Source organism: Flavobacterium mekongense (genome assembly GCF_047038255.1).
Taxonomy (GTDB): Bacteria; Bacteroidota; Bacteroidia; order Flavobacteriales; family Flavobacteriaceae; genus Flavobacterium; species Flavobacterium mekongense.
The window spans coordinates 1,171,095-1,185,539 of record NZ_CP174374.1; the positions used below are offsets into that span (position 1 = coordinate 1,171,095).

At 39.8% G+C, this 14,445-nt stretch carries 9 protein-coding genes; 8 read left to right on the forward strand and 1 reads right to left on the reverse strand.

The genetic code is table 11. From position 1 onward, the window contains the following. Positions 1–204: 204 nt before the first annotated feature. The 3 genes from ACJG85_RS04935 (at position 205) to ACJG85_RS04945 (ending at position 4,398) form a co-directional block, all read left to right on the forward strand. Positions 205–1,182, forward strand: a complete 978-nt coding sequence (locus tag ACJG85_RS04935; RefSeq protein WP_290875173.1) for a pyruvate dehydrogenase complex E1 component subunit beta — start codon at positions 205–207, stop codon at positions 1,180–1,182. Between the two features lie 128 nt (positions 1,183–1,310). Continuing rightward, positions 1,311–3,794, forward strand: a complete 2,484-nt coding sequence (locus ACJG85_RS04940; protein ID WP_409679006.1) for a DUF5686 and carboxypeptidase-like regulatory domain-containing protein — start codon at positions 1,311–1,313, stop codon at positions 3,792–3,794. Position 3,795: 1 nt separating this feature from the next. Further along, positions 3,796–4,398 carry a DNA-3-methyladenine glycosylase family protein gene (locus ACJG85_RS04945; protein ID WP_409679009.1) on the forward strand — a complete coding sequence of 201 codons (603 nt, stop codon included), beginning with the start codon at positions 3,796–3,798 and terminating at the stop codon, positions 4,396–4,398. On the opposite strand, the gene ACJG85_RS04950 is transcribed toward ACJG85_RS04945, so the two are convergent. After that, entirely contained in the window at positions 4,399–5,118 is a 720-nt protein-coding gene (locus tag ACJG85_RS04950; protein ID WP_412477062.1) for a glycosyltransferase family 2 protein, read from the reverse strand. It abuts the gene before it with no gap. Between the two features lie 178 nt (positions 5,119–5,296). Between ACJG85_RS04950 and ACJG85_RS04955 the strand changes: the two genes are divergently transcribed. The 5 genes from ACJG85_RS04955 (at position 5,297) to ACJG85_RS04975 (ending at position 14,413) form a co-directional block, all read left to right on the forward strand. Beyond that, on the forward strand, positions 5,297–7,846 hold the full coding sequence (locus ACJG85_RS04955; protein WP_412477063.1) for a sodium-translocating pyrophosphatase: 2,550 nt from the start codon (positions 5,297–5,299) through the stop codon (positions 7,844–7,846). A gap of 91 nt (positions 7,847–7,937) precedes the next feature. After that, entirely contained in the window at positions 7,938–10,208 is a 2,271-nt protein-coding gene (locus ACJG85_RS04960) for a glycoside hydrolase family 20 protein (RefSeq protein WP_412477064.1), read from the forward strand. A 2-nt stretch (positions 10,209–10,210) separates the two neighbouring features. Then, entirely contained in the window at positions 10,211–11,203 is a 993-nt protein-coding gene (locus ACJG85_RS04965) for an isoaspartyl peptidase/L-asparaginase family protein (protein ID WP_412477065.1), read from the forward strand. A 16-nt stretch (positions 11,204–11,219) separates the two neighbouring features. Next, a complete protein-coding gene (locus tag ACJG85_RS04970) occupies positions 11,220–11,906 on the forward strand; it encodes a copper homeostasis protein CutC (RefSeq protein ID WP_412477066.1) in 687 nt (228 codons plus the stop codon). Then, entirely contained in the window at positions 11,903–14,413 is a 2,511-nt protein-coding gene (locus tag ACJG85_RS04975) for a beta-mannosidase (RefSeq protein WP_412477067.1), read from the forward strand. The genes ACJG85_RS04970 and ACJG85_RS04975 overlap by 4 nt, the downstream gene beginning before the upstream one ends. Positions 14,414–14,445 lie beyond the last annotated feature (32 nt).

Consider the following 14,445-nt stretch of genomic DNA (forward strand, 5'->3'; position numbering starts at 1 on the left):
CGTAAAAGTATAAAATATATTTCTAATTTTTGTATGCACGCATAATATTTTTTCAAATTTCAATCGATTTCGTAGCGTGTTTAAACCGACTTGCTGTTAATGACATCAGATTAGGCAGTTAATTAAGCCGAAGAAATGTTTTTTAATCGTATTTAATTTTTATTTTTGCCATTCAAAATTATAGACAGTAACACAATCCGAAATATGAGAACGATACAATTTAGAGAAGCAGTTGCCGAGGCGATGAGCGAAGAAATGCGTCGCGACGAGTCAGTTTATTTAATGGGTGAGGAAGTAGCCGAATACAACGGTGCTTACAAAGCTTCTAAAGGAATGTTGGATGAGTTCGGTCCGAAAAGAGTCATTGATACCCCGATCGCAGAGCTTGGTTTTGCCGGAATTGCCGTGGGTTCAGCCATGAACGGATGCCGACCGATAGTTGAATTCATGACATTCAATTTCTCCTTGGTTGGGATTGATCAAATTATCAATAACGCTGCAAAAATGCGTCAAATGTCGGCCGGACAATTCCCAATGCCGATGGTTTTCCGCGGCCCAACCGCTTCTGCCGGACAATTGGGTGCTACACACTCACAAGCCTTTGAAAATTGGTATGCCAATACGCCTGGATTGAAAGTGGTAGTGCCATCAACACCTTACGATGCTAAAGGTTTATTGAAGTCAGCTATCCGCGACAATGACCCGGTAATCTTTATGGAATCGGAACAAATGTATGGCGACAAAGGCGAAGTGCCTGAAGAAGAATACACTATCCCGTTAGGTGTTGCTGATGTAAAAAGAGAAGGTACCGATGTGACTATCGTTTCTTTTGGGAAAATCATCAAAGAAGCTTTTATTGCTGCTGATGAATTAGCTAAAGAAGGTATTTCATGTGAAATTATCGATTTGAGAACAGTTCGTCCTATGGATTATGATACCATTATCAACTCGGTTAAAAAAACCAATCGTTTGGTAGTTTTGGAAGAAGCTTGGCCTTTTGCCAGTGTGGCTTCTGAAGTGACGTATATGGTTCAAGAAAGAGCTTTTGATTACTTAGATGCTCCTATCCAAAGAATTACCACAGCTGATACACCGGCTCCTTACTCACCAACTTTGTTAAAAGAATGGTTGCCTAATGCAGAAGATGTAATTAAAGCTGTAAAAAAAGTAACATACAAATAGATTGTTAGACTACTAGACCGTCGGAAAGTTAGAAAAACTCTAAAATTCCATGAAGTCTGAAATCTAGTAATCTAAATAACTATATTTGAAACTTCATCTCATGAATCAGATGAAGTTTTTTTTTGCCCATGAAAAAAATATTTACACTAGTTGTTTTCTTTATTGCGTGTAGTTTATCCGCGCAAACCAAGGTAAGTGGAATTGTTCTCGACAATACCAACCAACCGATACCTTATGCCAATATTGTGTTTAAAGGCTCGCAAGTAGGCGTAGTGTCGAATGAAGACGGAAGATTTTACATCGAATCGCCTAACAATTACACCGCCATCATCGTTTCGTTTGTGGGGTTTCCCGAAAAAGAAGTCAAGTTGCCTAAGTTGGTAAACTACGATTTTAAAGTAGTGTTAACCGAAGGGAATGCCTTAAAAGAGGTAAAGATTTACGCCGGAAAAACATCCAAAAAAGACAATCCTGCGTTAGACATCTTGCGCAAAATTTGGGAACGCCGTCGCAAAAACGGCTTGAAAATGTTCAAACAATACCAATACGAAAAATACGAGAAAGTAGAGTTCGACATGAACACCATAGACAGTGCATTCATGAAAAACAAGCTCTTCAAAGGTATGGAGTTTGTCTTCAAAAACATTGATACTTCCAGCGTAACGGGTAAAACGTATTTGCCGATTTTTATCAACGAATCGCTTTCTGATTTTTATGGCGATAACGAAGCCAAAAAGACGAAAGAAATCCTCAAAGCCAATAAAAATTCCGGATTGGGGAACGGCGATGGCGTGAATATGTTTATCAAAGATTTGTACAACGATTTCGATATTTATGATAATTATCTGAATTTCTTCGACAAGAGTTTTGTGAGTCCGTTATCGCGCACCGGAATTGACGTATATAATTATGTATTGACCGATACGGCTTTTATCGACAACAAATGGTGTTACAACATTGTGTTTTATCCGCGACGCAAAAATGAACTGACATTTAAGGGTGATTTTTGGGTAAACGATTCCACTTTTGCCATTAAAACCATCAACATGGCGGTGACCAAAAGCGCCAACATCAACTGGGTAAAAGATATTTACATCGAACAAGAATTTGAAGTGTTGAATGATTCGGTTTTCTTGCCAACGCGCGATTATATGATGTCGGATTTTGCCCTTCGCAAAAAAGAAGAATCGAAAGGGGTTTACGGGAAAAGAACCACTTTATATCGCAATTTTAAATTCGATGAAAAGAAACCGGAGAAATTCTACAAAGAAGAAGTCAACTACATAGACAATTCCGTGTATGCCAAATCCGATGAGTATTGGGAAGAAAATCGTTTTGAGCGACTCAACAAAGATGAAGTCGGAATTTACAAAATGATTGACACTTTAAAAACCGTGAAGCGCTTCAAACAAATGTACAGTTTGGTGTCTATTTTAGGAAGCGGTTACATCGAAATTCCGAAATGGAAACTCGATTACGGACCCATTTTTTCTACTGTAGGTTTCAATGATGTAGAAGGTTGGCGATTGAGAGCCGGCGGAAGAACTTATTTCGGACCGAACGATTTGTGGCGTATACAAGCTTACACTGCTTATGGTTTCGACGACAATAAATTCAAATACGGCGTTTCCGGGAAATGGATGGTTGACAAAAAGAACCGTGTCATTATCTCCGGAGGGAATCGAAGAGATGTGGAGCAAATTGGTGCGAGTTTAACCACTACTAATGATGTTTTGGGTAGAAGTTACGCATCTTCAGGGTTGTTTACTACGGCTGCCAACGGAAAGCTGACCAACATCAACTTGAGTACTTTGGCAGTGGAAATGGAACCGGTGAAGAATTTAACCTTCCAATTAGGTTTTTCTTATCGTACACTTGAATCGGCTTCCGAAACCTTCAGTTTGAATTATTTTACCGATAACACTTTCACCACAACGGCCAGCGAAGTGAAACAATCGGAATTGAACTTACAGGTAGAATATACGCCAAAACGAAAAACCATTGGTTATGGTGTAGAAAGAAGAGAAATCGACAGTCCTTACAGCCGTTTCTTTATCAACTACAGTCAAGGTTTTAAAGGTCTAATCGATAGCGATTTTGATTATCAAAAAATCCAATTGTATTACAAACAGCCGGTGGTTATAGGTGCTTTAGGGCGTTCTAATTTTACCATGGAATTAGGAAAAACGTTCGGTCAAGTACCGCTCGGGTTGATGAGTGTAGTGCCGGGGAACCAAACGTATTTTATCATTCAAAACACTTTCAGCAACCTTAATTTCTATGAATTTGTAGCCGATGAATATGCTACTATGCAATGGGAACACAATTTCAACGGAAAAATTTTCGCCCGAATTCCGGGTATTCGAAAATTAAACTTGAGAGAAATTATTGGTGTAAGAGGTGTTTATGGAACGGTATCTGATGAAAACAGAGCCATCAATGCCTCGGGTTTGGTTTACCAAGCACCGGAAAAACCATACTGGGAATACAGTGCCGGAATTGGCAATATTTTCAAAGTTTTCCGTTTGGATTTTGCTTGGCGAGCCAATTACAGAGACATTCCGGACACTAATAATTTTACCATTAAAGGATCGTTTGGGTTCTATTTTTAAAATGGAACCGGCGATTGCTTTTTTGGTCGAAAACGATGCTGTATTTAGCAGTTTGTATCAAAAATACGGACAACCATTCACGCCATCACGGCCGGAAGGATTTCAAACTTTGTGTAAACTCATACTGGAGCAACAGGTTTCGATAGAGTCTGCAAGAGCTTGTTATCTCAAAATTGAGAATGCTCTGGGAGAAGTTAGCCCGAAGTCCATCATGACTGCTTCGGAAGAAATCTTAAGAAGTTGTGGTGTCAGTAGGCAAAAAAGCAAATACCTCAAAGCCTTGGCTGAAGCCATTCTGGATAAAAGTTTGGTTTTGGAAGCCTTGTCTAACCAACATCCGGATGAGGTTAGAAAAGCGTTAATTAATATCAAAGGTATCGGACATTGGACTATCGATGTCTATTTGATGTTCGCTTTGCAATCTCCCGATGTTCTTCCAATAGGCGATATTGCGGTAGTCAATACCATCAAAGAGCTTTATGGTCTTGAACAAAAGGAAGAGATGATTGCTTTAGCTGAAAATTGGAAACCCTACAGGACCACGGCAACCTATTTTTTATGGCACCATTATCTGGTTAAGAGAAACAGAAAGTTCATTTTCTAATCATCGAAAAATACCGTATTTCAAAATACAGTAGATGGCTCTGAATCCGTCTCGCCAACTTATTTTTTTTCCTTCTTCAAAAGTCCGGCCGTAATAGCTGATACCCACTTCATAAATTCTGATATTTGGAATTCGAGCAACTTTGAGGGTTACTTCCGGTTCAAAACCAAATCGATTCTCACAAAGCGGTATTGATTTCAAGATGTCGGCACGAAACATTTTGTAGCAAGTTTCCATATCGGTTAAATTCAAATTGGAAAACATATTGCTCAGAAAAGTCAAAAATTTATTGCCGATGCTGTGCCAAAAAAATAAAATGCGATGAGGCTTTCCACCCATGAAACGACTGCCGTAAACTACATCGGCTACACCCTCAACTATAGGTTTTAAAAGAGTGTTGTATTCGTTGGGATCATATTCCAAATCGGCATCCTGAATGATAATGACCTCCCCCGAAGCGCTCTTGATTCCGGTATGTAAGGCAGCGCCTTTGCCCTTGTTTTTGGGATGCTGTAAATAATTAATCTTTAAGGCAGGATTGTTTTTGATGTAATTTTCAATGCTTTCAGCAGTGTTGTCTGTACTGCAATCGTTCACGATAACCACTTCTTTTTCAATGTTATTGAGCAAAGAAACCGCTTTAATCTTATCCAAAATATTATAAATAGTCTGGCCTTCGTTGTAAGCCGGAATGATGATAGAAAGCGTTTTAATTTCCATGAAGTACCTCATTGTTTTTCCAAAAATAGTTTTTTTGAACCACTGTGCAATATTTTTAAAACACCAAAATATACCGAGCTTAAAAAATCATGTATATCAATTTCACTAATATTCACTCGCGATATTGTTTTTATTTGTTAAAGTTTTGTTACTTTTGCGACCGATAAATAAAAAAACAATGGAAAAATTTATGATGTACGTGCCAATTGTAATGGCAGTTTTAGGACTTGTATTCATGGGAGTTAAAGCCATGTGGGTTAACAAACAAGATGCCGGAGATGAAAAAATGCAAAGCATTTCAAAAAGTATTCAAGAGGGAGCTATGGCTTTCCTTAAAGCTGAATACAGAATCTTAGCAGTATTCGTTGTTATTGCATCTGTAGCCCTTTTTGCGGTTTCCCAAGTAGTAAAAACTTCTCACTGGATGATTGTTGTTGCTTTCATTTTCGGAGCTATTTTTTCTGCATTAGCCGGAAATATCGGGATGAGAATTGCAACTAAAGCTAACGTGAGAACTACTCAAGCCGCTAAAACCAGTTTGCCTAAAGCGTTGAATGTGTCATTCGGCGGTGGAACGGTAATGGGCTTAGGTGTTGCCGGTTTGGCAGTATTGGGTTTGAGCATTTTCTTTTTATTATTTTTAAATCAATTCATGGGTGATGCTACCAAGTCATTCTATGAAAATATGACTTTAGTGTTGGAAACATTGGCCGGTTTCTCATTAGGCGCTGAGTCAATTGCTTTGTTTGCTCGTGTTGGTGGTGGTATTTATACTAAAGCTGCCGACGTTGGTGCTGACTTAGTAGGTAAAGTGGAAGCCGGTATTCCTGAAGATGATCCGCGTAACCCTGCAACTATTGCTGATAACGTAGGTGATAACGTAGGAGACGTTGCCGGGATGGGTGCCGATTTATTCGGTTCTTATGTGGCTACTGTTTTGGCTTCTATGGTTTTAGGAAATTACATTATCAAAGATATGACTGAAGCTTCAGGAGCTCAATACACTGATGCTTTCGACGGAATGGGACCGATTTTATTACCATTGGTTATTGCCGGTGTTGGAATTTTGGCTTCTATTGTAGGTACTTTCTTTGTGAAAATTAAAAATAACGAAGCTAAAGAAGCACAAGTGCAAGGTTCGTTAAACTTAGGAAACTATGTTTCTTTAGTTTTGACTGTAGTAGCTTGTTGGTTCTTAATCGATATGATGTTACCGGAGAAAATCAGTATGAAATTCTTTGGAGAAGGGGTTAAAGAAATTGCTCGTATCAACGTATTCTATGCTACTTTAGTTGGTTTAGGTGTTGGGCTATTGATTTCTGCTATCACAGAATACTTCACTGCTTTAGGTAAAAAACCGGTATTGAATATCGTTCAAAACTCTTCAACCGGAGCAGCTACTAACATTATTGCCGGTTTAGCTACCGGAATGAAATCTACTTTTGGTTCCGTATTGTTATTTGCTGCCGCTATCTGGGGAGCTTATGCATTAGCTGGTTTCTACGGAGTGGCAATCGCTGCTTCTGCCATGATGGCGACTACTGCAATGCAGTTGGCGATCGATGCTTTCGGGCCAATCGCTGATAATGCCGGTGGTGTAGCCGAAATGAGCGAATTACCAAAAGAAGTGCGTCAAAGAACAGACGTATTGGATTCAGTTGGTAATACTACTGCAGCGGTAGGTAAAGGTTTTGCTATCGCTTCTGCAGCCTTAACTGCTTTGGCTTTATTTGCTGCTTATGTAACCTTTACAGGCATTGACGGTATCAATATCTTCAAAGCCGATGTATTGGCAGCTTTATTTGTCGGAGGTATGATTCCTGTAGTATTCTCTGCTTTAGCAATGCAATCTGTAGGGAAAGCGGCTATGGACATGGTACAAGAAGTTCGTCGTCAGTTCAGAGAAATTCCGGGTATTATGGAAGGTACCGGAAAACCGGAATACGGAAAATGTGTTGATATTTCTACTAAAGCAGCCTTGCGCGAAATGATGTTGCCTGGTGCTATCACTATCATTACTCCAATCATTGTGGGTGCCTTGATGGGTGCTGAAGCTTTAGGAGGTTATATGGCTGGTGTTTGTGTATCCGGTGTACTTTGGGCTATCTTCCAAAACAATGCCGGTGGTGCTTGGGATAATGCTAAGAAATCATTCGAAGCCGGTGTGGAAATCAACGGAGAAATGACTTTCAAAGGTTCCGATGCACACAAAGCTGCGGTAACCGGAGATACTGTTGGTGATCCATTTAAAGATACTTCAGGTCCTTCGATGAACATCTTAATCAAATTAACTTGTTTGGTAGGATTGGTAATTGCCCCAATCTTAGGTTCAGGTCATGGTGCAGAGACAAAAAAAATGGAGTGCACTGTGGAAATGAAAAAAGAGTGTAGTGGTGATATGATCGGCAAATGCGATATGAGCAAATGCAAAGACATGACCAAAGAAGAATGTGCTAAAATGTGCGATTCTTTAGGTTGTACACCAGAGCAAAAAGAAGCTTGTTTATCTCATTACGGTGCTGATGGTAAATTTATTGCTGATAAAAAAGCTGATTGTTGTGCCAAACCGGGTGCTGTTGCCACTAACAAAGATGTTAGAGTTGAAATCACTAACAACAATGGTAAAGCCACAGCAACTGTTACAACTAGAGTAGGCGGAACAGCAACTACTCAAAAATTTGAAGGTACTGAAGCGGAAGTTAAAGCTAAAGTAGATGCTTTAAAATAATCGCAAGAATTATACATAATGAAATGCCTCACGAAAGTGAGGCATTTTTTTTGTTTTTTTGTTTATTTTTAGCAAAACAAACAACACTTTCATGACAACCAAACTAACGGCTTTTTTACTGCTGCTTGTTACAATTGGATTTTCTCAAAATTCATTGCCTCTAATACCGCAACCCGGTCAGGTTAAAATAGAAAATGGTATTTTTTTGTTAACCGATAAAACCGTTATTCAGGCTGATGCCAGTAGTTTTGAAGCACAGTATCTTCAAATGGCCATCAAACAACTAACAGGTTTAAACTTGAAAATCGTTCCCGTGTCGAATGGTTCTAAAATCAGTTTGAGTTTTGATGTGGACGGTCCTGCTGCAAGTGGTGTCAAAGAACCCTATAGTTTAACGGTTTCCGAGAAAGCAATCGCTATCAAAGCCGAATATAATGCCGGATTTTTCTACGGTATCCAAACGCTGTTACAATTGATTCCTTCCGAAAATAAGAGGGAAATCAAAATACCGTGTTTAAAAATCAATGATTATCCTAAATTCCAATGGCGCGGCATGCACCTCGATTGCGCTCGACATTTCTTCTCTGTAGCGTTTGTCAAAAAGTATATTGATTACTTAGCGATGTATAAGTTTAATACTTTTCATTGGCATTTAACCGATGACCAAGGTTGGCGCATCGAAATCAAACAATATCCAAAACTGACCGAAGTCGGCGCATGGCGCAATGGTTCTATGGTAGGCCATTACAATGAACAAAAATACGATACCATCCGCTATGGCGGATTTTACACGCAAGACCAAATTAAAGAAGTCGTAGCTTATGCCCAACAGCGACACATTACCGTCGTACCTGAAATTGAAATGCCCGGTCATGCGGTAGCCGCTTTGGCTGCTTATCCTCAATATTCCTGTACTGGCGGTCCGTTTGAAGTAGAAAAACAATGGGGAGTTTTAGACGATGTTTTTTGTCCGAAAGAAGCAACTTTCACTTTTCTGGAAAATATTTTATCTGAAGTTATTTCACTTTTTCCTTCTCAATACATCCACATCGGAGGAGATGAATGTCCGAAAACCCGCTGGAAAAAATGTGCGCATTGCCAAAATTTAATTCGAGAAAAAGGCCTAAAAGATGAACACGAACTGCAAAGTTATTTTATCCAAAGAATCGAAAAGTTTGTCAATAGTAAAGGCCGAAAAATCATCGGTTGGGATGAAATTCTCGAAGGTGGTTTGGCACCCAACGCAGCGGTAATGAGTTGGCGCGGTACCGAAGGCGGCATAGCTGCGGCCAAAGAAAAACATTACGTGGTGATGACGCCCGGCTCGCATTGTTATTTCGACCATTACCAAGGCAATCCGCAAAACGAACCTTTAGCCATTGGTGGCTATACTCCGGTGGAAAAGGTGTATGCTTTTAATACGATTCCTAATGAACTTTCAGCAGCTGAATCCAAATATATTTTAGGCGCTCAAGCCAATGTTTGGACAGAATACATCACTTCGCCTGCACAAGTGGAATACATGATTTTTCCTCGAATGATGGCTTTATCCGAAGTGCTTTGGGGCACTTCTAATCCCAATCAATATGCCGATTTTCAAAAGCGAATCGTACAGCATTTCAAAAGATTTGACCAAGAAGGCATCAACTACAGTAAAGCTTTATTTGAAATTACCTCGGAGGTGATGCCAAGGCCCGGAGGGAATGGTGTATTGTTTTTGTTGAAAAACGCTCAATCGGAAAATGGTATTCGATATACCTCAGATGGTACTATGCCAACAACCCAATCAAGAGTGTATGATCAAGCCATAGAGATTACCAAATCTCAAACGGTTAAAGCCCAATATTTCGAGAACGAAAAGGCCAAAAGTAATGTAGCGGAAATGACATTCCACATTCACAAAGCCACGAGTCAATTGGTTTCGCTTCAAAATCCACCAAGTGGCAATTATGCTAAAGGAGGCGGATTTACTTTGGTAGACGGTATCAAAGGCGATAAAGCCAAATTCGGACAGCATTGGTTAGGCTTTTCCGGAGTCGACTTGAATGCTACTATTGATTTGGGTCAAAAACAAAAAATCAATCAATTGAGTCTCGGCTTGTTGAACAGTCCGTCATCTTGGATTTATTTTCCTAAAAAAGTGACTTTCCAAGTTTCAGAAGACATGATACAATTTGAAACCGTCGGCACTTTCACTTACGAAGAAATCCTCAAAGCTAACGGTCAAGTCGACATCAAATGCCATCATAAAAACATACAATTTGTAAAAGTTACAGCGGAAAACTTCGGGATTATCCCCGATGGTCAACCCGGAGCCGGAAATAAAGCTTGGCTTTTTGCAGACGAAATAACCGTAGAATAATCATGAGCAATCGCAGAAATTTTCTCAAAACAGCCGCGGCAGGTTCCGTAGCTATAGCTTTGCAATCGTTTGCTTCTAAAGACGATAATTTGGTAAAGCCAAAAGGTAAAATCAATAAGCCAATTGTAATTTCTACATGGAATTTCGGAGTGCAAGCCAATGGGGCCGCATGGGAAATTCTAAAAAATAGCGGTCGTGCTCTCGATGCCGTGGAAGCCGGAGTAAAAATCCCCGAAGGCGATCCCAAAGAGAGAAGTGTTGGTTACGGCGGAAGACCGGATCGAGACGGCAAAGTAACGCTCGATGCTTGTATCATGGACGAATTTGCTAATATTGGTTCGGTAGCGGCTTTGGAACACATCAAACATCCCATTTCTGTGGCGAGAGCGGTTATGGAGAAAACCCCTCACGTGATGTTGGTAGGCGATGGCGCCTTGCAATTTGCCTTATCTCAAGGTTTCAAAAAAGAGAATCTCTTGGTGGAAGAATCCGAGAAAGAATGGAAAGAATGGCTCAAAACCAGTCAGTACAAACCTATTGCCAATATCGAAAATCACGATACGATTGGGATGATTGCTTTAGATGTTCACGGGAATCTTTCCGGCGCTTGTACTACAAGCGGCATGGCTTTTAAAATGCATGGTCGGGTAGGCGATTCACCTATCATTGGAGCGGGTTTGTATGTGGATAACGAAATCGGAGCCGCCACAGCTACCGGTCACGGAGAAGAAGTAATTAGAATTGCCGGTTGTCATTTGGTAGTCGAATTGATGCGACAAGGAACATCGCCGCAACAAGCTTGTGAAGAAGCCGTTTCGCGTATTGTAAAACTCACCAAGAACCGCAACAAAAACCTCAAAGATATTCAGGTTGGATTCATCGCTTTAGACAAACAAGGCAATTACGGCGCTTATTGTATTCAAGGCGGATTCAACTATGCGGTAAACGACCATTCAGGAAGTAAGTTGGTTGACGCAGACTACTTTTTGAAATAAACTTAAATTCATTGCTATGCCTTATATGGTTCAAAATGCTCAACTTGAAATCGCTTGCTTTAATCTTGAATCAGCTCTAATCGCTCAAGAAAACGGTGCCGATAGAGTAGAACTTTGTGCCGGAATAGAAGTTGGTGGTACAACACCTAATTTTGAAATCGTAAAACAAGCCCGAGAAAAATTAAGCATCGATTTGTATGTTATGATTCGCCCACGAGGAGGCAATTTTGTCTATACGGAGGAAGAATTTCAGCAAATGCAAACCGATATTGTTGCTTTAAAACAGTTGAATGTTGCCGGATTTGTATTCGGAATTTTAAAAGAGGACAACACGATTAACGGGGAGCAAAATAAAATGTTAGTCGATTTGGCTAAACCACTTCCGTGTACTTTTCACCGTGCATTTGATGAAGTTATCAATCCTTTTCAAGCTCTGGAACAACTCATCGATTGTGGTTTCAAAACGATTCTAACTTCGGGTCAAGCCCAAAATGTTATGGATGGCATGAATCGTTTATCCGAATTGGTCAAAGCAGCCAACAACCGAATCACCATCATGCCCGGCGGTGGTTTGCGTTCGTCTAATATCGAAACTCTTCAGCAAAATACTAAAGCGATTTATTATCATTCTTCGGCTATAACTGATGGTAGCGAAATGGCTTCAGCATCAGAAGTTCGTCCCTTAAAAACCAAACTGCAATGAACTTAAATGCCTTATATGGTTCAAATTTTAAGCAGTATTTAGTACTACTTTTTTTTTATGGCTTACTAACTGCCGCACAAAATACCGAGCGCAATTTAAGTTCGGAAAAATGGCAATTTAAAGGAGTTAATAATGATAAATACAAATGGTTTCCGGCCAAAGTTCCCGGAACGGTGCACACCGATTTGTTGGCTAACAAACTCATTCCGGATCCGTTTATCGGCACCAATGAAAAACAATTGCAATGGATTGAAAATGAAGATTGGCAATACCAAACAACTTTTAGCATTTCAAATGAAGAACTGAAACATCAAAATGCAGTTTTGCAGTTCGACGGTTTAGATACTTTTGCCGAAGTTTATTTAAACGGTACTAAAATCCTTTCTGCTAACAATATGTTTCGCACTTGGAAAGTCGACGTTAAAAGAGTGCTGAAAGTGGGACAGAATAAACTTCAAATCACTTTTGCTTCAGCTGTAAAAAAAGGAAAGGAAGAAGCCAAAAAGCTGCCTTACACTTTGCCTGGTGATGAAAAAGTTTTTACCCGAAAAGCGCAATACCACTTCGGTTGGGATTGGGGACCGCGATTGGTTACTTCCGGAATATATAAAACGGTGAAACTTCATTTTTGGAACAAAGCCAGCATCCTAAATATTACTCATACACAACAAGAGCTCACAGAAACGAAAGCTCGGTTGGAGTTTCAATTTACTATTGACGCCAAGTCGGCCGGGAATTATACTATCCAATTAGGGAATGTTCCTTTTAAAAGAACGTTCCAAAAAGGTATCAATAAAGTGACAATTCCTATGGTTATTCCTGATCCTATTTTGTGGTGGCCCAATGGAATGGGTGTGGCGCATCAATATTTGTTTGAGTTCTCTTTGTACCACGACCAAGAATTATTAGAAAAAAAATCAATTAAAATTGGACTTCGAACCATTGAATTGGTTCAGGAAAAAGATGCTATCGGCAAGAGTTTTTATTTTAAAGTCAACGGTCAACCGGTTTTTATGAAAGGTGCCAATGTTATTCCGCCTGATAGTTTTTTGCCCAGAGTAACCGATTCGGTTTATCAATCTATTGTCAAGAATGCGGTTGATGCCAATATGAATATGTTGCGGGTTTGGGGCGGCGGAGTCTATGCCGATGATGCTTTTTACGAAGCCTGTGATAAAAACGGCATCTTAGTTTGGCAAGATTTTATGTTTGCTTGTGCCATGTATCCGGGAGATGAAGCCTTTTTAAAAAATGTAAAGCAGGAAGTTATTGATAATGTTTCCCGTTTGCAAAACCATCCGAGTATCGCTCTTTGGTGTGGCAATAACGAAAATGACGAAGGCTGGCACAATTGGGGTTGGCAGAAGCAATTCAATTATTCCAAAGCCGATTCAACTAAAATCTGGAACGATTACCAAAAGTTGTTTCACGACTTAATCCCGAAAACTTTAGACAGTTTATTGCCCAAAAATGAAAATCGCTATTGGCCGTCTTCGCCATCCATTGGTTGGGGCAGAAAAGAAAGTTTATTAAGTGGCGATGCCCATTACTGGGGTGTTTGGTGGGGTATGGAACCGTTTGAAATGTATGAAAAGAAAGTCGGACGCTTTATGAGCGAATATGGTTTTCAAGGCCTGCCGGATAAGAAAACGTTTCTGGCTTTTGCCAAAACTGACGAACTCAACTTTGACTCAGATGCGATTAAAACCCATCAAAAACATCCAACGGGGTATAAAACCATTAACGAGTACATGGCGAGAGATTATCAAGTACCAACCAATTTTGAAGACTACATTTATGTGTCGCAATTGCTGCAAGCCGAAGGCATGAAAACGGCTATTGAAACGCATCGCCGGGCAAAGCCCAATTGTATGGGAACGCTTTTTTGGCAACTCAACGATTGTTGGCCGGTGACTTCCTGGAGTTCGGTAGATTATTATGGTAGATGGAAAGCATTTCAATACGAGGCGAAGCGGAGTTTTAATCCTATATTGGTTGATATTACTGCAAATGAAGTGAATTATGAAGTCAGAGTAATCAACGACGAGCCGAAACCGCATCACATTACTCTGTTGGAAGAAGTAATGGACTTTAACGGAAATCCTATTGACGGATACGAAGTGGAGTTTGATATTGAAGCCAATTCGAATGAAGTACTTTCAGCTACTCCTAAAGAGAATTACAGTGCTAAAAATCTTCGTCAAATGGTGATTTCCGTGACTTGTAAAACAACTGACGGGAAAACCTCAAGAAGCTTGTTTTATTTTGTCAAACCCAAAGATTTGCAATTGACCAAGCCGAATATTCAAATTAGCAAAATAGACGAGCTGACTTATGAAATCAGTACCGATGTGCTAGCCAAAAATGTGTTTTTGTCTGCGGAAGAAGATGCTTTTTTTAGTGATAATTATTTTGATATTTTGCCAAGACAGAAAGTGACAATTAAGTTGACGAAACCGGTAAAAGCCATTCGTGTAACATCGCTTTTTGACGTTATGAAAAACTGATTTTACAAAAGACAAAACCTTTTTAGCCCCGA